Origin of the sequence: Flavobacterium sp. (genome assembly GCF_027531705.1) — a bacterium.
GTDB lineage: Bacteria > Bacteroidota > Bacteroidia > Flavobacteriales > Flavobacteriaceae > Flavobacterium.
Genome location: NZ_JAPZSP010000010.1, coordinates 17,645 through 36,507, shown reverse-complemented (window position 1 = coordinate 36,507; position 18,863 = coordinate 17,645). Strand labels below are relative to the sequence as shown.

The window sequence follows — 18,863 nt, the reverse complement described above, 5'->3', positions numbered from 1 at the left end:
ATAAGCTTTCTTATTTTGATCTTTCAAATTTTTTTCTAGAAGCTTTTATTGTATTTAAATTTTCTATAGCCCATTTACTTAAAGTATCAATATGTGGAACCAAACTTTTTCCTAAAGGTGTAATTTCATACTCAACTCTAGGAGGAATTTCTGGATAAATAGTTCTGTTTACCAATCCATCCGCTTCTAAGCTTCTTAAAGTTACGGTCAACATTTTTTGCGAAATATCGTCAATTTCTTTATTAAGTTCATTGAAACGCATTTTAGTGTTTTGACCTAGTATTAATAAAATTAATATTGACCATTTATCTCCAAATTTATCTAAAACTGTTCTTACAGGACAATCTTGAATATTCCAATCATTTATTTTTGCTTTTTTTTCAATCATAATCATTTGATTTTCAATAATAGTATCATTAAGGTTAGTCTTTGACTTTTTAGTACCTTCTTGTTTGGTTCTTCAAACTATTGCATTTTTGCTAACTAAAAGTAACTAACATTCTATTTGTTAGCGAAATTAAATTAAATTAATCATAAAAAAAATAAAATGGGAAAAATTTTAGTAACTGGTGTAACCGGAAGTTTAGGTAAAGATGTTGTAACTTATTTGTCAAAAAGGGCTGATATAGCTAACATTGCTGTTTTGGTAAGAGATAGTTCAAAGGTGCAAGAATTGAAGGCAATAGGAATTGACGTTAGAGTAGGAGATTATGATAATTATAATTCATTGCTTGACGCTTTTAAAGATGTCGAAAAACTTTATTTTGTCTCTGGATCAGATATTGTTAAAAGATTGAGTCAACACACAAATGTTGTAAATGCAGCAAAAGAATCAAGAGTTAAGCATATTTTTTATACAAGCTTTATGCGAAAAAATGAAACACAAACTTCTCCAATTGCTTTTATAACAGATGCACATCTAAAAACAGAAAACCTCATTAAGGAATCGGGAATTAAATATACAATTCTGAAACATGCAATTTATGCTGATATTATTCCAATGTTTGCTGGTGAAAATCTTCTTGAATCAGGTGTTTTATATTTTCCTGCTGGCGATGAGAAAATTGGTTTTACGTTACGAAATGATATGGCAGAATTAGCAGCTGTTCTTTTAACTTCTGATGGTCACGAGAATAAATTTTATGACGTCACTAACGAAGAAACAATTACATTTAGTGAAATAGCAACTATAATTTCTAAAATTTCTGGAAAAGTAATTTCTTATGTTTCTCCAACACAAGAAGAATATAGCAAAACATTATTAGATGCTGGCGTGCCAAATGAATTTATTGGAATGTTTGCAGGGTTTGCAGAAGCATTTAAACAAGGTGAGTTTACGGAAACTAACAATTTTATTCAAACAATAATTGGAAGAAAACCTGTTTCTGTTGAACAATTTTTAGAAAAAGTATATTCGTAAAGAGATATTGATATTTTGGGTGAAAGTAATTCATTTTTGCCCAAAATTCTTTTAATCAATACTTATAATGAAATCGAATCTTAGTAATTCTAAAAACGGTTTCGCTATATTGCTCAATAAATTCAAATTTATTTCTACCAGGTTGTTTGAATTCAATTATTCTTTCACCTGAAATTTCATAGTACATTTTGTCGCCTTCAAACATAAATCGATTGCCATTATTGCGATAAGCTGAACGAGTTAAATCAAATTCTGATAAATTCCATGTGGTTAAATTGGCATCCAAATCATCTAATTCCGAAAACAAGCCTTCGGTAATTTCTGTTTTGCATCCATAGTATTTTTCAATACTTTCAAAAAATAAAATAATGGCGGAATTAAGTTCTTCAGAATTCATTTGATAAAGATACTAATTCAACTAAAAATTCCAAATCCCAAGTTTTTAAATATTGGAATTTGGAATTTTTGTTTTTTTTTGGAATTTCAAAAAATTATATCTTAATTCCAGGAGGCAATAGATCTCTATAAATTGTGTTTTTTCTAAAAAATAAGGCAATTTTTGGAAGGATAGGAACTACTTTTAGTTTACGTTCGTATGCAATTTCCATGATGTTTTTCAAAAAAGTGTTGATGAATTCTTCGTTATCAAAACCATCAAATGTATTTAAGCGCGTTAAAAAAATCTTTTTTTCTTGAAAAGAATATTCAACCGAAACCATTTTCCCATCTACAAGTGTTTCAAATTGTCTAGCGAAAGTGTTGTCTTTAATTTCTAATTTTTCTAATAATTCTGCTGCATCCATAGCCAATTCATTTTAATTATTTAATTTTATGCAAAATTAAGTATAATAAACTGGTTTTACTAAAAGAATCAACTAAAATATGTCTAAAATTCCCGTTTACTTCATGCCTGGATTAGCGGCAAGTCCAACCATTTTTGAATATATCAATTTGCCACCAGAAACTTTTGAAGTACATCTACTAGAATGGGTGCTTCCCATCGGAAATGAATCGCTAAAAAGTTATGCAAAACGAATGGCTGAAAAAGTAATTCATGACGATGCAGTTCTAATTGGCGTATCGTTTGGAGGTGTTTTAGTACAAGAAATGAAACAATTTCTAAATCCTAAAAAAGTAATTATTATTTCGAGCGTTCGTTGTAATCTTGAATTACCTAACAGAATGAAAATAGCTAAATCTACAAAAGCCTATAAACTACTGCCAACAGGTTTGATGCAAGATGTTGAATTGCTAACCAAATACGCTTTTGGAGACATGTTAAAAAAGAAATTAAAGCTTTACGAAAAGTATCTTCACATGCGAAATAAAAGCTATTTAGACTGGGCAATAGAGCAAATGATTTGCTGGAAAAGAATAAAAATCGATCCAGAAATAATTCACATTCATGGTGACGCCGATGAGGTTTTTCCAGCCAAGAATATTAAACAATTTATCAATGTTAAAGGCGGAACGCACTCCATGATTTTAAATAAATACAAATGGTTTAATATCAATTTGCCCAAAATAATTTTAGGTGAATAATTTGGCTTTCGGCTCGATTTTTGTATGTTTACCAAATACAAAATAGACAAACTATGAACAGAGGAAACAAAATAGGATTGATTTTAGGATTGCTTTTGGTAAGTGGTGCGTTAATTCATTCCGTTTCAACAGAAACAAAAAACGCTATTACACGCCAAGGAACGACACAATATTTTCCAGTAAGTGTTGATTTTGCTGGAGAAAATACACCTTTAAACATTTCAGATGTTAGAGAACGTTTTGATAGAGAATTACTAGTAAATGCCAATTTACATTCTTCTACAATTTTAATTATTAAAAGAGCAAATAGAATTTTTCCAATCATGGAACCAATTCTAAAAAAGTATGGAGTTCCAGATGATTTTAAATATTTGGCTGTAATCGAAAGTAATTTGACTAATGCTGTTTCGCCTGCTGGTGCAAGAGGAATTTGGCAATTTATGCCTGCAACAGCAAGAGAAAACGGAATGGAAGTTACAGAAACCGTTGACGAAAGATACCATCTTGAAAAAGCAACTGAAGCAGCATGTAAATACCTAATTCAAGCCAAAGAAAAATTTGGAAATTGGACATTAGCGGCAGCAGCGTACAATGGTGGAACGGCTGGTGTAAACAAACAAATTGAAAGTCAAAGAGTTTCAAGTTATTACGATTTATTGCTAAATGAAGAAACATCAAGATACGTTTTCCGAATTTTAGCATTGAAGGAAATTATGAAAACTCCAGCAAATTTTGGTTTTACTATTTCTAGTGAAGAACTTTATAATTACATTCCAACCAAAAAAGTTGAAGTTGATTCGTCAATCACGAATTTAGCAAGCTTTGCAATTGGTCAAGGAATTAATTACAAGATTTTAAAAATTCACAATCCTTGGTTAAGAGACACAAAATTGCTAAATCCAAACAAGAAAAAATACGAAATCGAAATCCCAACAGAAGGATATTAATCAGTTGGTAGTAAAAATAAAAAAAGTTCGCAATCGCGAACTTTTTTTTAATATGTTATTGTTGTCTGAAAACTAAATCTTCTTCAACTGCTCTTTCATCATCTTTACTTGATCGGCAAGCATATTTTGTTTGTCAAGTTTTTTTACTTCATTAATAAGGTTGGTAGCTTCCAATTTTCTTCTTCTAGTCATTGCCAATCCAGCCAAATTCAATTTTGCAACAGCTAAGTCCATATCCATATTCAAACCTAACTCAATCGCTTTTTTGAAATATTTTTCCGATTGTGTCAAATTCGTTTGCGATAACATAATTCCGTGTAAATAATTAAAATAACCTTGTTGTTTTTGAACCAAAGCCGTTTCCGGATTTTTGATGTAAGCTAGCCATTTTTGAGCACCAGGAAAGTCCTGTTTTCTCAATTTTAGGAACGCCAAAAGGATAAATTCGTTTTTAAAGTAAAGAAAAATAGGAAGAGCCGACAATATAATAAGGAAAATTCCATTGCCAATATAACCTTCCGTCATTTGCCAAATGCCAGTAATTATAATAAGTCCAGCAATAATTAGTTTGATATTTCTGTGAAACATAATGGGTGTTTTTATTTGATTGCAAAGATAGTAAAAGGATTTTAAAATATTTTTAAAAAACTACTTGCCAGAAAAAAAAGACTTTGTATATTTGCACTCGGTTTTACAAAGACAGTCTTTGTAAACTATAAGTACAAAATAAATCAAGATTTTTAAAGATAATTAGCAATGAGCAAAAGAACGTTTCAACCATCGAAAAGAAAAAGAAGAAATAAGCACGGATTTATGGACAGAATGGCTTCTGCAAATGGAAGAAAAGTCCTTGCGCGTCGTAGAGCTAAAGGAAGACATAAGTTAACTGTATCTTCTGAACCAAGACACAAAAAATAATGATTAGTAATTAATCAACATAAAGCCGTTACTTTTATTAGTAGCGGCTTTTTTTTAAACCTTGTTTATAAATTTTAATAAGTTTTAGGAGCTATTTCCTGCTATTCGTTGCAATCTTTTTAATTTTAAAGAAAAATTAAAAAGGATTTCCACTGCTATCAGGGCTAGGGCTATATCTAACACAACAACAATAGTACAGACAAGTCATGACTTGTCTCAACAACAAACTAACTACAAAAATGCCAAAAGACAATTCAATCAAATCGGTTTTAATCATAGGTTCAGGTCCAATCGTTATTGGGCAAGCTTGCGAATTTGATTATGCAGGTTCACAATCGGCACGTTCTATTCGTGAAGAAGGAATTGAAGTAATCCTTATCAATTCCAATCCAGCAACCATCATGACCGACCCAAGTATGGCCGATCATGTTTATTTATTGCCATTGACAACCAAATCAATTATCCAGATTCTAAAAGAGCATCCGCAAATTGATGCTGTTCTTCCAACAATGGGCGGACAAACTGCTTTAAACCTTTGTTTAGAAGCAGACGAAAAAGGAATTTGGCAAGACTTTAATGTAAAAATGATTGGTGTCGATGTAAATGCAATCAATATTACTGAAGACCGCGAACAGTTCAAACAGTTATTAGAAAAAATTGGAATTCCTGCAGCGCCAGCAAAAACAGCAACTTCGTTTTTAAAAGGAAAAGAAATTGCCCAAGAATTTGGTTTTCCATTAGTAATTCGTCCATCGTTTACACTTGGTGGAACTGGAGCAGCATTTGTACACAGCAAAGAAGAATTTGACGAAAAACTAACTTATGGTTTAGAAATGTCACCAATTCACGAAGTATTGATTGATAAAGCTTTACTAGGTTGGAAAGAATACGAATTAGAACTTTTACGCGATAAAAACGACAATGTTGTAATCATTTGTTCGATTGAAAACATGGATCCAATGGGAATTCATACTGGTGATTCAATTACTGTTGCACCTGCAATGACTTTATCAGATACAACGTTCCAAAAGATGCGTGATATGGCAATTCTGATGATGCGTTCTATCGGAAATTTTGCTGGAGGTTGTAACGTGCAATTCGCCGTTTCACCAGATGAAAAAGAAGATATTGTTGCCATCGAAATCAATCCAAGAGTTTCTCGTTCATCAGCTTTGGCATCAAAAGCTACTGGTTATCCAATTGCAAAAATCGCTTCGAAACTAGCTTTGGGTTACAACTTAGACGAACTTCAAAACCAAATTACAAAATCAACTTCAGCCTTATTCGAACCAACTTTAGATTATGTTATCGTAAAAATTCCACGTTGGAATTTCGACAAATTTGAAGGTGCCGACAGAACTTTGGGACTTCAAATGAAATCGGTTGGTGAAGTTATGGGAATTGGTCGTTCGTTTCAAGAAGCGCTTCACAAAGCAACACAATCGCTTGAAATTAAACGAAATGGACTAGGAGCAGACGGAAAAGGTTATAAAAACTACGAACAAATTATTGAGAAACTAACTTACGCAAGTTGGGATAGAGTTTTTGTAATTTACGATGCTATTGCGATGGGAATTCCGTTGAGTAGAATTCACGAAATCACTAAAATTGATATGTGGTTCTTGAAACAATACGAAGAATTGTATTTGTTAGAAAGAGAAATCACAAACTACAAAATAGATACTTTGCCAAAAGAATTATTACTTGAAGCAAAGCAAAAAGGTTATGGCGACAGACAAATAGCGCACATGTTGGGTTGTTTAGAAAGTCAGGTTTATAAATTGCGTGATGACATGAACATTAAGCGTGTTTATAAACTAGTGGATACTTGCGCAGCCGAATTTAAAGCAAAAACTCCTTACTATTACTCGACTTTTGAAGCTGAAATTCAAACAGCAAATGGCGAAAGATACGTTCACAACGAAAGTATTGTAACCGATAGAAAGAAAGTGGTGGTTTTAGGTTCTGGTCCAAATAGAATTGGGCAAGGAATTGAATTTGACTATTCTTGTGTTCACGGAGTCTTAGCTGCTAAAGAATGCGGTTACGAAACGATTATGATTAATTGTAATCCTGAAACTGTTTCTACCGATTTTGATACAGCTGATAAATTGTATTTCGAACCTGTTTTTTGGGAACACATTTACGACATCATTCGCCACGAGAAACCAGAAGGAGTTATTGTTCAACTTGGTGGACAAACCGCTTTAAAACTTGCAGAAAAATTATCTAAATACGGAATCAAAATTCTTGGAACTTCATTCGATGCATTAGATTTAGCAGAGGATAGAGGACGTTTTTCAGAACTTTTAACCGAATTAAATATTCCATTTCCAAAATTCGGAATTGCTGAAAGTGCTGACGAAGCTTCAAAATTAGCAGATAGTTTAGACTTTCCGTTGTTGGTTCGTCCATCGTATGTTTTGGGTGGACAAGGAATGAAAATTGTCATCAACAAACAAGAATTAGAGGAACATGTAATTGATTTATTGAAATCGATTCCTGGAAATAAATTACTACTTGACCATTATCTTGATGGAGCAATTGAAGCAGAAGCCGATGCTATTTGCGATGGAGAAAACGTGTACATCATAGGAATTATGGAACACATCGAACCTTGCGGAATTCACTCAGGTGATTCTAACGCGACTTTGCCACCATTTAATTTGGGTGAGTTTGTAATGCAACAAATAAAAGATCATACAAAAAAAATCGCTTTGGCTTTAAGAACGGTTGGTTTGATAAACATTCAATTTGCTATAAAAGACGATACGGTTTACATTATCGAAGCTAATCCAAGAGCATCGAGAACGGTTCCGTTTATTGCAAAAGCGTATGGCGAACCTTATGTAAATTATGCAACCAAAGTAATGTTGGGCGAAAATAAAGTAACCGATTTTACGTTCAATCCGCAGTTGAAAGGTTATGCGATTAAGCAACCGGTTTTCTCTTTCAGTAAGTTTAAAGATGTAAACAAAGCACTCGGACCCGAAATGAAATCGACAGGTGAAAGTATTTTGTTTATAGACGATTTAAAAGACGATCAATTCTACGAATTGTATAGTCGAAGAAAAATGTATTTGAGTAAATAGAAAAAATCCCGATGAAAGTCGGGATTCTGTTTTTTACTCAAGCAATATTTCCCAATCCACTAGGGAATGGTCTATAAGCATAATAGTGTAAAACTTCTTCTATAGCTATTTTTAAAGCTTCATTTATTGGTAACATTGTTGTGCCTAATCTAAAATCTATTTGGGTTAGATTCATGTAGTAATCGGTGAAAATTGGCACATAAAGCCCTTTACTAATGGCTTCTTCAGTATTGTTGAAGTTTTCTTGTTGTTTTTCTTTTATGATTTTACAAGTAGCTAATTTCAATTCTCCAAATTTATCTCGGCTGGCGGCATAACCAAAAAGGCGACATATTAATCCGCGATAGCGATAGTTGCCACAACTGCCATTTGGGCTGTCAATTAATGTTAGAGATTGGTATAAATGACAATTAGAAATCTTTGTTTCATTGAGCGTATTTAATACGAACTCGGCCTTGTCATTCAAAAAAAGATGAAATGCCCAAGGCAAAAACTCTAAAGGAGAAGCATCAATATCGGGTTTGGTGCAACATTTACCACAACCAGAAAGACAATGCAAGTTTGTTTGCGATTTGAAATCGGTAATTTCATTTTCAAGTCGATCAAACAGCAGTTCAACCAATCTTACTTTGCTTTCTATTGACATTAATTTTTGTCGAATGTACGCTTATAAAAATGGCTTATGGCTTAATAGGGTTTTATTTGTGATTTAAATTGTTGTTAAAAAAAATTTTTTAAATGTATTGAAGCGCATAATTCTCAATAAAAAAGCATTTTATTTGAAAATTAAGTAAGATAGTATAAGAAGTTTTTATATATGAATCCAACGAATAGCCGCTTCAACTGTGCTAAAAGGTTTTGAAGAATAACCTTTGTCTTTTTGTTCGACTAAAATAGGAATTACAATATCTTTTGAACTATTAGTAATCACTGCAATTTTTTTATCTTTAAAAAAGGAGATATTTTTTTTATAAAAAGAAACAATTTTTTTATATTTTTTACTATCAATGTCGAAAGAGGCTTTTCGGTAATCTAATATGAAACCTTTGGTGTTTTGGGGAATGAGATTATTTTCAAATGCATAATGCCATGAATTATATATGTCATCCATATTAATCTTACCAAAATAATTCTTATATAAAATATTTGTAGAAGAATCGAATATGAATTCAAAATTATCCATAATGATTAAATGTTATATAAATTGACTATTAAATGAAAATTTAATTGTAAATATATAAATAAATTAAATTATAATCAAACATTTAACAAGTGTTTAAAAGGGTATTTTTTTTAGGTTATTTTATTCAACTATGTCGATACTTTTGGCAAAAACCGCTTTTAGAAAAAGTAGTCCAACAATTCCTGAAATTGTAGAGGCCAGAATAATAAATAATTTGGAGTTATTTATAATGATTTGATTATCAAAAGCTATAAGTGTAATAAATATTGACATAGTAAACCCTATGCCGCCAAGAATACCAGTTCCAATAATGTGTTTCCAGTTTAAATCACTTGGAAGTTCGGCAATTTTAAACTTGACCATAATAAATGAAAATAATGAAATACCAATTGGTTTTCCAATTAATAGCCCAAAAAAGATTCCTAATGTATAAGTTGTAAAAAGTGTTTCGGTTGAGGTTAAATTGATTTTAATTGCCGTATTAGCTAAAGCAAAAAGAGGAAGAATTAAAAATGATACTGGTCGATGCAAAAAATGTTGCAGTTTGTAGGATATAGAACTTTCTTCACCGTTTTCAAAAGGTATCGCAAAAGCTACTAATACACCTGTAATAGTTGCATGAACTCCAGAATTTAACATTAAAAACCACATTAATGCACCACCAATAAGATAAGGCCAAAGTTTATAAATTTTTAGTCTGTTCATTAGTAGTAATATGCCAAACACTAAGAACGAAAGGAGTAAATAATTCATTTGGATTCCTTTTGAATAGAAAATGGCGATAACAAGTATTGCTCCCAAGTCATCTATTACAGCCAAAGCGGTTAGAAATACTTTGAGTGAAGTTGGAACTTTACTTCCCAACAATGATAATATTCCAATAGCAAAAGCGATATCTGTCGCCATTGGAATTCCAATTCCGTTTGCGAAGGGAGTGCCTTTATTGATGAAAAAATAAATTGAAGCGGGAATTATTATTCCTCCAACTGCAGCTGAAAAAGGTAAAATGGCATTTTTAAAGCTCGATAATTCTCCAATATAGATTTCTCTTTCAAGTTCTAATCCTATCATCAAGAAAAAAAGGGTCATTAAACCATCATTTATACTATGTTCAATAGAAAAACCACCAATTTTAGATTCCCAAAAATGAATGTAACCATCTTGAAAAGATGAATTTGCAAGTAAAATTGAAACTAAAGTACAAACTAGTAATAAAATCCCTGCTGTTTTTTCATTTTCAAAAAATGATTTAAATAATTTTGATGGCTTCATTTGTTTGGCAGAAATAATAATTTTAAAAGTTATAAATTTACGAAAAAATTATGGAATGGCATTTTTAAAGAGAATAAACTCAAAAGCAAAAGCTGAAACGAATACAGGTTTTGGAAGCAATGCATCAAGTTATGGTGGGCGTTTTATTACTAAAAATGGAAATGCTAACGTTCGAAAATCAGGAATTGGTTTATTTGACAGTATAAGCTGGTATCATACAATGTTGAATATTCCTAGATGGAAATTTTTCTTAATTATAGTTTTGTTTTACTTTTTAGTCAACTGTTTTTTTGCAAGCTTGTATTTACTCAACGGCATTGAACATTTGCAAGGAGCTAGAGTTTATACATTGGCTGATAAATTTGGACAAGCTTTTTTCTTTAGTATTCAAACGTATACTACTGTTGGTTATGGACATATTAGCCCAAGTGGATTCACGGCAAGTTTTACAGCTGCTGTAGAGGCATTGTTTGGTTTATTAAGTTTTGCAATTGCGACAGGTTTGTTTTATGGTCGATTTAGCAAGCCCAAAGCGCATATTATGTTTTCTGAAAACGCTATTATTGCACCTTATAATAATGGAAAAGCTTTGATGATGCGAATTACACCATACAAAAATGCCAATCTAACAGATGTTGAAGCTAAAGTAACCCTGGGTTTGCAAATGGAAGAAAATGGTAAAATTACCAATAAGTTTTTCTTTTTAGATTTAGAAATGAGCCATGTGAATTTGCTTAATCTTAGTTGGACAATAGTGCATCCAATAACCGAAACAAGTCCTTTTTATGGTTTTTCTGAAGCTGAATTCAGGAATAGTGTTGGAGAGATTATCGTTTTTGTAAAAGCGTTTGATGATATGTTTAGTAATACAGTAGTTAAACGAACTTCATACGTTTTTGACGAAATAGTTTATGGAGCAAAGTTTGTTCCTATGTTTACACGAAATGATAATGATACAAAGACCATTCTTCATATTGATAAACTTAATACTTTTGAGAAAGTAATTTTAAGCTAAAGTAGATAATTGATTTTGAGCTTTTTTAAGAAATGCTTTCATAAGAATTCTATTAGGAGCAATTCTTGCATTGATAAACATTTTCTTTGCAGAAGCTTTATCTAAAACACCTTCTTCTTTTATAGTTTGTTTCGTTCCCATAAACCAAGAAACAAATTGAAAGTTAGTTTCTGCAGAAGCATCACTTTTTGAAATTGAGTTATTATTTTCTCCATTTGCTACAGATATGTTAGATGGTGAAGTAACATCTTTAGTTTGTGCATTCATAGAAGCACAGCTAAACATAACAAATAATAAAAAAGTAGGAAATGATAATAAACTTGAAAAACTGAATTTAACTTTATTGCTCATAATTGTAGGTTTTAAGAAAGAAACGCTGACTTTGGGGAAATCATAGTTTCTAATTTGGATGACAAAACTAGATTAAATATAATGCTGTAGGAAATATTATCGACAAAGTGCATATAAAATCGTTTAAGTTACACTTTTAGATAATTAAGTGTAAATATAAACAAAAAAAAGATGCTTTTGAGAGCATCTTTTTTAATTTTTTTTATAAAATTATTTTTTTATTACTAATCTAAAACCTTCACCGTGAATATTTAAGACCTCTACATTCTCGTCAAGTTTAAGATATTTTCTCAATTTGGCAATATAAACGTCCATACTTCTTGAAGTGAAATAATTATCATCTCTCCAAATTTTGGTTAATGCTAATTCTCTCGGCATTAAATCATTTTCATAAATAGCTAACATCTTTAGCAATTCGTTTTCTTTTGGCGAAAGCTTAATTGGCGCATCGTTTTGAAAAGTTAAGAAACGTAGTTTTGAATTAAGATGGAATTTTCCAATTTGAAATTCAAATTTCACAGGCTCGTTTTTGACTTCAGAAGATTTACGTTGAATAATTGCTTTAATTTTCATCAACAACACTTCTGAATCAAAAGGTTTGTTTAGATAATCATCTGCACCAACTTTATATCCTTTCAATACATCCTCTTTCATTGATTTTGCAGTAAGAAATATGATTGGCACATCTTTGTTTTTTTCTCTTATTTCTTTAGCCAAAGTGTACCCGTCTTTGTATGGCATCATTACGTCAAGAATACATAAATCGTAGGTGTCTTTCTTGAATTTTTCAAATCCTTCCATGCCGTTTTTTGCTAATACAACATCAAAATCATTTAGTAATAAATAATCTTTGAGTATAGCGCCAAAGTTTTGATCGTCTTCGACCAATAATATTTTTTTATTTTCTGTTTCCATAGGTTTGTTAATTTATTAGGGGTACTTTAAGTATGAATGTGCTTCCTTTTCCTTTTTCGCTTTCTACGAAAATTTGTGCGTTGTGATCTTCCACAATCCTTTTGACATAAGATAAACCTAATCCGTGTCCTTTTACGTTGTGTAAATCACCAGTATGTTCTCTATAAAATTTTTCAAAAATTCGTTTTTGAGCTACTTTGCTCATCCCTGAACCTTCGTCTTTTATTTTTATTATTATAAAATCTTTTACATTTTCAGTAAAAACATCTATAATTGGGCTGTTTGGCGAGTATTTAATTGCATTATCTAAAATATTAACTAACACATTTGTAAAATGTACATCATTCAATAATGCAGATGTTCTTTTTGCTTCTAAATGGGTTGTTATTTTTCCTTGTCTATCTTCAATAATAAGGTTAACGTGTTCAATAGCTTCGTTTATTATATCGTGAACGTTATTATTATTTTTGGTTATTTCTAATTCTTTCTTTTCTAATTTAGATATTCTTAGAACGTTTTCAACTTGTGCATGCATTCGTTTGTTTTCGTCTCTAATCATCTGTAAGTAACGTTTAACCTTTTCATGGTCGTCAATTACTTTTGGGTTTTTTATGGCATCAAGAGCTAAATTAATGGTAGCAATTGGTGTTTTAAATTCGTGTGTCATATTATTAATGAAATCGGTTTTGATTTCAGAAATTTGACGTTGTTTTATCAGTTGACTTAAAGCACTAGAATAAGCAATGATGATAATTAATGTAAATATTATTGACAAAACTGTAATTCCTATTAATTCTGAAAATAAAAACCTCTTTTTTTGAGGGAAACTTACCATTAATTGGTATTTGTTGTTTCCTTCATTATCAGTAAAAATTGGAATCGATGATGTATTCGTCTTTTCATAACGAAAATTTTCCGACTTTATTTTAGTAGCTAACCCATTACTGTATATTCCAAACTCAAAAGGTGTTTTTACATCGTATTCATCAAGATAAAATTTTAACAAACCTCTTAATTTTTCAACTGAAACTCTTTCTTGAATTGGTTTTGATGCAGCTATATCTTTGAAGAAAATTTCAAATTGAGCATTATCTAAAATAGCCATGTTACCAGTTTTCTGAATTTTTACATCAGGTGAAATTTTATGTTGAATACTAGAATTATCAATTTTTTTATTATTGTAAATCTCAGTAGTTCGATTGCTAGAAAAACTTTTTAATTTTAAACTGTCAATTTTTTTATCAAAGAGCGTAGAAGATAAATTGAAATCTTCTGATATAATGTTATTTGAATAAATTATAGTTTCGTTGGTTTTAGAATTACGTTGATAGTAACCAAATTCTAGAAAATCGCTTCTTTCAGGATCTTTACCAATACTATCTTTTAGTTTTTTGTATTTATCGATAAAACTATATGCTTCTTCTTTTTGAAGCTTTTCTGCAACATTTCCTATTACTTGAGTAACATGAAAACGAAATTGCTCGTCGTTATTTTTAAAAGAAGTATTGAACCAATACACTTGAACTACTATTATCCCTATTAAGGATAAACTCATTAATAGAACTAGTAACCGGAAGAATAATTTATTCATACGTACAAATTTAAGATTTTAACATATACCGTAGGAATAGATTAACCAAACATTAACATTAATACAAAAAATTATTGAATTGTCAATGTTTTAAGAATTTCATCAATTTTTGTTTTTACTGTATCTAAATCAATGTTTTCAATGACATAGGTGCTTTTGGAGTTGCGTTCTTCGTCAGAAATTTGATTTTTTATTCTACTCAAAACTTTTTCGCGAGTAGTTTTGTCTCTTTCTATAACTCTTTGAATACGAGTTTCTAATGGAGCCGTTACATTTATTACGACATCACAATCTTTATAACTTCCACTTTCAAATAAAATGGCTGTTTCTTTTACTACAAATAAATAGTTTTTATGCTCTTGAACCCAGTTTTCATAATGTTTTTTTACTTCTGGATGTACAATTGAATTGAGTTGTTTTAATTTTTCAGGATCATTAAAAACAATTTCGGCTAATTTTTTTCGGTCAAGACCATTTATTTCATTTGTTATTGCTTTTCCGAAAATGAAAATTATTTTTTCAATAACATCTGGAAACTCCATCACTTTTTTGGCTTCTATATCTGAAACATAAACTGGAATTCCTTGAGATTGAAGATAGTTAGCAACTGTGGTTTTTCCACTTCCAATACCACCTGTTAAGCCAATTATTTTGGTGACTATGTTTTTTTTATCAAAAAATAACTCAGGAAAGGCAACTTCAGGATTTTTTTTGAGAAGATTGATTTTTACAAATGATTCTATAAACCCCAATCCATATCCGTAGAATTGTTTCCAAACAGCTTTTATTGAATACAAACCAATTAGTAAATTTCTATTTTGAAAACTTGAAACAAGAAAAATTAATAAAAAATAAATGAAATAAAGTTTTAAAGGTAAATCGATTGCAAAGACTAACAATAGGATAGAAGCAAAAAATCCAATGATGAATAATGATGGAAACCAATAGGTAAATTTAGCATATTCTGGATGCCAACTATTTAAAATAGGTCTAACTTTTCCGAATTTAGAAACTTGAACTTCAAATTTTTCCCAGTCAATTCTTCTTTTATGAAAAACAATACAATTTTTAAAAAGTTTTGTTTCGAAACCTAATTTCCATAATCTGATGGTTAAATCGGGATCTTCACCTGGATGTATATTTCCAAAACCATTTGATGCAATAAATGCTTTTTTTGATATACCCATATTAAAACTGCGAGGTTGAAACTTGTCAATTTTTTCAGAACCACCGCGGATTCCACCAGTTGTTAAAAATGATGTCATCGAAAAATTAATAGCTCTTTGAATAGACGTAAATGTTTTCAATGCACCATCACTTCCTCCAAAACAATCAACATAATTTGAGTTTAATTGAGTTTCAACATTTGTCAAATAATTTTCTGGAATGATACAATCAGAATCAAAAATGATAAAATAATCACCCTTTGCTTTTTTCATACCAAAATTACGTGAATCACCAGGTCCAGAATTTTGTTTAAAGTAGTATGAGATAGTTAGTTTTTTACTATATTTTTCAATTATATTTTCACATTTTTCTGTTGAACCATCTTCTATAATTACTATTTCATAGTCTTTCTTGTATGTTGAAAGTAATAAACTTTTTAAAAGTTCATCAATCTCATCAGGTCTATTAAAAACTGGAATTATTATAGAAAAAAGCATGTATTGTTCGAGTTTAATAATTTTAACAAATATAAAAAAAATCCGCCTCGTTCAAAACAACGAGACGGATTTTAAAAAATCTAAAGAGGTAAGTTTAAAATTATTGTTTTACCACTTTTATAGTTTTAACTTCATTGTTTGAAGTAACTTTAACCATATAAGTACCAGTTGGTAAAGCTGACATGTCAACTTGAGACATATTAGCATTTACTGTTTTAGCAATTACTTGTTGACCAATTAAGTTATAAACTGCTATACTTGTTATAGCTTTGTTGTATGATAAATTTAACACATCAACAACTGGGTTAGGGTTGTATTTAAAATTAGCATTATCAAAAGTATCTGTTGCTAAAACTGGACAAACAACTTTAAATGTTTGATTTCTTGCTGTTGTTCCTTCAGAATCTAATAAAATTAAATATTCAGTTCCAGATGTAAGTGTTCCAATTGTTGCTGTGACAGCTAAAGAAATATCGTCAATACACGTCCAACCGGTATTATCACATGATCCACTTGCTTCTTTATAATAGTAATCAACATAACCACCAGTGGCAGCTGTAACTTCTAAACTATATGATCCATCAGCTGGTGCAGTAAATGAATATATTTTTTCAATACCAGGTGTTGAGAAACCACAAGCATTAACATTCCAAGCACCTGATCCAGCTACAAAATCTGCAACTGTTTCAGTATCACAATCAACAACAGTTGCTTGTGAACAATCAGGAGGGCAAACCGCTTGACTTTGTGCAGAACTTGTAATTACACAATTTGAATCTTGATCATTTGTAACAGTAAAAACTACAGGAGTTGCGTTAGGATATGGTCCAAATTGAACAACACCAGTTGCAGAAACAGATTGTGTTGCACTACCTTGATCATCACTAACAGTAAGAGAAGTTGCAGTACCTAAATCAGTAATATTTACATCTACTAAAAATTGCTCACCATTTGCACAATCAGAAACAACAGTATATGTGGCTGTTGCATTTGAACAAGCAAGAACTGACCAAGCTAATGTAAACGTTCCAGATGTACCAGCATAACCATCAACTACAAAATATACAGTTTGATCAGAGCCTGTTGTATTTGCCCAAGTAGTTGTAAGTGTGTCAGAATCATCATAACATGTAATTGCTGTTGGAGTTGAACAGTCTCCGTAGAACATACTAACTACTGAATCGTAGCTATTTGCAGTTTGCTGAATAGTAAGTGTTGAACCACTAGGTACAGATATAGAATAGTAAACATCTGGTGCAGCAGTAGTTCCACCACATGTTGGAACATTGTTATTAGTAGCACCTACAGTAGTTCCATCTAATGGAGAAGTTTCTAATCCTAAATTAATAGCACCAGAACATAAATCATTAGCTGGAGGACAAACTGCTTGAGTTGTTGATGGGCTTGTAATAACACAATTTGAATCTTGGTCATTAGAAACAGTAAATACAACAGGAGTTGCATTTTGATATGGTCCAAATTGAACAACACCAGTAGCAGAAACAGTTTGTGGAGCACTACCTTGGTCGTCAGTAACTGTTAAAGAAGTTGCAGTACCTAAACTTGTAACGTCAACATCTACTAAGAACTGCTCACCATTAGCACAATCAGAAACTACTGTATAAGTAGCAGTTGCATTTGTACATGTATTTTCAACAATACTTAAAGTATAAGGAGCGGTTTGAGGTGCTGGCCATGTTGAAATAACAAAATAATATGTTTGTCCTGAAACAACTGGAAATTCCATTAATGAAACTGGACCACCTGCAAAACCATTAACCGCACCACCAATACAGCTACTTCCAATTGAAGAACAACTTGCGTAAGCGAAAAGACCAACATAAGTTTCTGTTGTTGTTAAATTAACGTTTATTGAACCATCAGCTGTAGCAGTATAAGCATAAACTACATCATTTCCTCCTAAATATGAAGATGTTGAACCACAGCTTGATCCTGGTGAACCTTCGTAATATATATCTTCATAATTTGCAGTGTCATCTGTAGTTTCATAAGGTAGAGTAACTACAATTGGATTTTCACATAAGTTACCTGGTGCTGGAGCAGGAACAGTTGTAAAACTGTACTCTGTACAACCAGTTGCATTACCATTAGTATTATAAGGAACAATACTAATGTAATAAGTTGTCTCAAAATTTAAACTTCCTAAAGCATAACCACCAACATTACCAACATCTGTAGTTGCTAAAACGTCTGAACCACCAGGAGTTGTTCCAACAGTTAAATTATAACCAGTTGCAACACCTGTAGCAGCACTCCATGTGATGTTTCCAAAAATGTTTGCATCACTTGCTCCATCAGCAGGAGAAGTTAATGCTGCATCACAATTTGGAGGTGAAGCAGTAACTTGAGAAGCAGAAATATTATCAATATAAAAATAGTAATCACCAGCCAACCATGTGTTTCTGAATCTAAATTTTAGATCAGATCCTGCTGGAGCGTCTGCAGCCGCAATTGTAAAAGATACGTTTGCACATGTGTTTGCAACTACGTGGTTTGAATCATCAATTGTGTATTGAGGAAGCCAAGTAGCACCATCATCTGTAGAAACTTCAACTATTGAACTTCCCCAACCTGCTGGTGTTGCTTCTGTTGCAGCTGACCAGTTAACTATTTTGTAATCAAATGAAAAGGTAATATCTGTTCCATTTGAAGCGCCAGGATAGTTAGGTGTTGTTAGTACAGCAGTAGTAGCACTGCTATATAAATTTTTCCTTACAGAATTTCCATTACAAGATTGTGCAGAAGAAACTGCATAAAAATTGGGGTTTGTCCAACCCGTTGGGATAGTTGTAGAGGCATTAAATGTCTCCAACAATCCAATCTGTGCATTACTATTCGTTAGGAAACCCAACAAAATTGCAACGAAAAGAGTAAATTTTTTCATCATAGTTTTTTATTTAGATTAATAGTCTGCAATATATAAAAAATGTTT

General features: G+C 31.4%; 18 protein-coding genes and 1 pseudogene. 6 read left to right on the top strand and 13 right to left on the bottom strand.

The window, feature by feature from the left end; all coding sequences use genetic code 11:
- Nucleotides 1–10: 10 nt before the first annotated feature.
- Entirely contained in the window at nucleotides 11–388 is a 378-nt protein-coding gene (locus tag O9267_RS04625) for a helix-turn-helix domain-containing protein (RefSeq protein WP_298176572.1), read from the bottom strand.
- A 159-nt stretch (nucleotides 389–547) separates the two neighbouring features.
- Between O9267_RS04625 and O9267_RS04620 the strand changes: the two genes are divergently transcribed.
- Entirely contained in the window at nucleotides 548–1,420 is an 873-nt protein-coding gene (locus tag O9267_RS04620) for an SDR family oxidoreductase (RefSeq protein ID WP_298176569.1), read from the top strand.
- A 55-nt stretch (nucleotides 1,421–1,475) separates the two neighbouring features.
- Here the strand turns inward: O9267_RS04620 and O9267_RS04615 are convergent, their stop codons facing one another.
- Entirely contained in the window at nucleotides 1,476–1,817 is a 342-nt protein-coding gene (locus O9267_RS04615) for a hypothetical protein (RefSeq protein ID WP_298176567.1), read from the bottom strand.
- A 94-nt stretch (nucleotides 1,818–1,911) separates the two neighbouring features.
- Nucleotides 1,912–2,223 (bottom strand): N-acetyltransferase, encoded by a 312-nt coding sequence (locus O9267_RS04610; protein WP_298176564.1) that lies wholly within the window; start codon nucleotides 2,221–2,223, stop codon nucleotides 1,912–1,914.
- Between the two features lie 79 nt (nucleotides 2,224–2,302).
- Between O9267_RS04610 and O9267_RS04605 the strand changes: the two genes are divergently transcribed.
- Both O9267_RS04605 and O9267_RS04600 read left to right on the top strand, forming a co-directional pair.
- Nucleotides 2,303–2,962: an alpha/beta hydrolase gene (locus tag O9267_RS04605; protein ID WP_298176561.1), complete on the top strand. Its 660-nt coding sequence runs from the start codon at nucleotides 2,303–2,305 to the stop codon at nucleotides 2,960–2,962.
- A 53-nt stretch (nucleotides 2,963–3,015) separates the two neighbouring features.
- The gene (locus O9267_RS04600) at nucleotides 3,016–3,909 is read left to right on the top strand and encodes a lytic transglycosylase domain-containing protein (RefSeq protein ID WP_298176558.1); all 894 of its coding nucleotides are present in this window, start codon (nucleotides 3,016–3,018) and stop codon (nucleotides 3,907–3,909) included.
- 72 nt (nucleotides 3,910–3,981) lie between these two features.
- On the opposite strand, the gene O9267_RS04595 is transcribed toward O9267_RS04600, so the two are convergent.
- Entirely contained in the window at nucleotides 3,982–4,497 is a 516-nt protein-coding gene (locus O9267_RS04595) for a DUF2892 domain-containing protein (protein WP_298176554.1), read from the bottom strand.
- 168 nt (nucleotides 4,498–4,665) lie between these two features.
- Here O9267_RS04595 and rpmH point away from each other — a divergent pair, with 168 nt between their 5' ends.
- Nucleotides 4,666–4,827: a 50S ribosomal protein L34 gene (gene rpmH, locus O9267_RS04590; RefSeq protein WP_008464848.1), complete on the top strand. Its 162-nt coding sequence runs from the start codon at nucleotides 4,666–4,668 to the stop codon at nucleotides 4,825–4,827.
- A gap of 239 nt (nucleotides 4,828–5,066) precedes the next feature.
- Nucleotides 5,067–7,919 carry a carbamoyl-phosphate synthase large subunit gene (gene carB / locus O9267_RS04585; protein WP_298176551.1) on the top strand — a complete coding sequence of 951 codons (2,853 nt, stop codon included), beginning with the start codon at nucleotides 5,067–5,069 and terminating at the stop codon, nucleotides 7,917–7,919.
- 37 nt (nucleotides 7,920–7,956) lie between these two features.
- On the opposite strand, the gene O9267_RS04580 is transcribed toward carB, so the two are convergent.
- The 3 genes from O9267_RS04580 to nhaA form a co-directional block, all read right to left on the bottom strand.
- The gene (locus tag O9267_RS04580) at nucleotides 7,957–8,565 is read right to left on the bottom strand and encodes a YkgJ family cysteine cluster protein (protein WP_298176548.1); all 609 of its coding nucleotides are present in this window, start codon (nucleotides 8,563–8,565) and stop codon (nucleotides 7,957–7,959) included.
- A gap of 165 nt (nucleotides 8,566–8,730) precedes the next feature.
- Nucleotides 8,731–9,102: a hypothetical protein gene (locus O9267_RS04575; protein ID WP_298176545.1), complete on the bottom strand. Its 372-nt coding sequence runs from the start codon at nucleotides 9,100–9,102 to the stop codon at nucleotides 8,731–8,733.
- A gap of 120 nt (nucleotides 9,103–9,222) precedes the next feature.
- A complete protein-coding gene (nhaA, locus tag O9267_RS04570) occupies nucleotides 9,223–10,374 on the bottom strand; it encodes a Na+/H+ antiporter NhaA (protein ID WP_298176543.1) in 1,152 nt (383 codons plus the stop codon).
- A gap of 55 nt (nucleotides 10,375–10,429) precedes the next feature.
- Here nhaA and O9267_RS04565 point away from each other — a divergent pair, with 55 nt between their 5' ends.
- Nucleotides 10,430–11,389, top strand: a complete 960-nt coding sequence (locus O9267_RS04565) for an ion channel (protein WP_298176538.1) — start codon at nucleotides 10,430–10,432, stop codon at nucleotides 11,387–11,389.
- Here the strand turns inward: O9267_RS04565 and O9267_RS04560 are convergent.
- From O9267_RS04560 to O9267_RS04535, 6 genes and pseudogenes are all read right to left on the bottom strand, one after another.
- Complete coding sequence (locus tag O9267_RS04560; RefSeq protein ID WP_298176535.1) at nucleotides 11,381–11,740, bottom strand: hypothetical protein; 360 nt, start codon at nucleotides 11,738–11,740, stop codon at nucleotides 11,381–11,383. The two genes, O9267_RS04565 and O9267_RS04560, sit on opposite strands and share 9 nt — an antisense overlap.
- Nucleotides 11,741–11,950: 210 nt before the next feature.
- Complete coding sequence (locus tag O9267_RS04555) at nucleotides 11,951–12,655, bottom strand: response regulator transcription factor (RefSeq protein WP_298176533.1); 705 nt, start codon at nucleotides 12,653–12,655, stop codon at nucleotides 11,951–11,953.
- Between the two features lie 7 nt (nucleotides 12,656–12,662).
- Entirely contained in the window at nucleotides 12,663–14,246 is a 1,584-nt protein-coding gene (locus O9267_RS04550) for a HAMP domain-containing sensor histidine kinase (RefSeq protein WP_298176531.1), read from the bottom strand.
- 71 nt (nucleotides 14,247–14,317) lie between these two features.
- The gene (gene coaE, locus O9267_RS04545; RefSeq protein WP_298176773.1) at nucleotides 14,318–14,893 is read right to left on the bottom strand and encodes a dephospho-CoA kinase; all 576 of its coding nucleotides are present in this window, start codon (nucleotides 14,891–14,893) and stop codon (nucleotides 14,318–14,320) included.
- A gap of 27 nt (nucleotides 14,894–14,920) precedes the next feature.
- Nucleotides 14,921–15,910: pseudogene (locus O9267_RS04540) on the bottom strand (glycosyltransferase); the annotation flags it as partial.
- Between the two features lie 100 nt (nucleotides 15,911–16,010).
- Nucleotides 16,011–18,815 (bottom strand): T9SS type A sorting domain-containing protein, encoded by a 2,805-nt coding sequence (locus tag O9267_RS04535; protein ID WP_298176528.1) that lies wholly within the window; start codon nucleotides 18,813–18,815, stop codon nucleotides 16,011–16,013.
- Between the last annotated feature and the right edge of the window lie 48 nt (nucleotides 18,816–18,863).

Coding starts and splice junctions, on each gene's coding strand:
- O9267_RS04625 (WP_298176572.1), bottom strand. CDS start 388: ATGATTGAAAAAAAAGCAAAAATAAATGATTGGAATATTCAAGATTGT.
- O9267_RS04620 (WP_298176569.1), top strand. CDS start 548: ATGGGAAAAATTTTAGTAACTGGTGTAACCGGAAGTTTAGGTAAAGAT.
- O9267_RS04615 (WP_298176567.1), bottom strand. CDS start 1,817: ATGAATTCTGAAGAACTTAATTCCGCCATTATTTTATTTTTTGAAAGT.
- O9267_RS04610 (WP_298176564.1), bottom strand. CDS start 2,223: ATGGATGCAGCAGAATTATTAGAAAAATTAGAAATTAAAGACAACACT.
- O9267_RS04605 (WP_298176561.1), top strand. CDS start 2,303: ATGTCTAAAATTCCCGTTTACTTCATGCCTGGATTAGCGGCAAGTCCA.
- O9267_RS04600 (WP_298176558.1), top strand. CDS start 3,016: ATGAACAGAGGAAACAAAATAGGATTGATTTTAGGATTGCTTTTGGTA.
- O9267_RS04595 (WP_298176554.1), bottom strand. CDS start 4,497: ATGTTTCACAGAAATATCAAACTAATTATTGCTGGACTTATTATAATT.
- rpmH (WP_008464848.1), top strand. CDS start 4,666: ATGAGCAAAAGAACGTTTCAACCATCGAAAAGAAAAAGAAGAAATAAG.
- carB (WP_298176551.1), top strand. CDS start 5,067: ATGCCAAAAGACAATTCAATCAAATCGGTTTTAATCATAGGTTCAGGT.
- O9267_RS04580 (WP_298176548.1), bottom strand. CDS start 8,565: ATGTCAATAGAAAGCAAAGTAAGATTGGTTGAACTGCTGTTTGATCGA.
- O9267_RS04575 (WP_298176545.1), bottom strand. CDS start 9,102: ATGGATAATTTTGAATTCATATTCGATTCTTCTACAAATATTTTATAT.
- nhaA (WP_298176543.1), bottom strand. CDS start 10,374: ATGAAGCCATCAAAATTATTTAAATCATTTTTTGAAAATGAAAAAACA.
- O9267_RS04565 (WP_298176538.1), top strand. CDS start 10,430: ATGGCATTTTTAAAGAGAATAAACTCAAAAGCAAAAGCTGAAACGAAT.
- O9267_RS04560 (WP_298176535.1), bottom strand. CDS start 11,740: ATGAGCAATAAAGTTAAATTCAGTTTTTCAAGTTTATTATCATTTCCT.
- O9267_RS04555 (WP_298176533.1), bottom strand. CDS start 12,655: ATGGAAACAGAAAATAAAAAAATATTATTGGTCGAAGACGATCAAAAC.
- O9267_RS04550 (WP_298176531.1), bottom strand. CDS start 14,246: ATGAATAAATTATTCTTCCGGTTACTAGTTCTATTAATGAGTTTATCC.
- O9267_RS04535 (WP_298176528.1), bottom strand. CDS start 18,815: ATGAAAAAATTTACTCTTTTCGTTGCAATTTTGTTGGGTTTCCTAACG.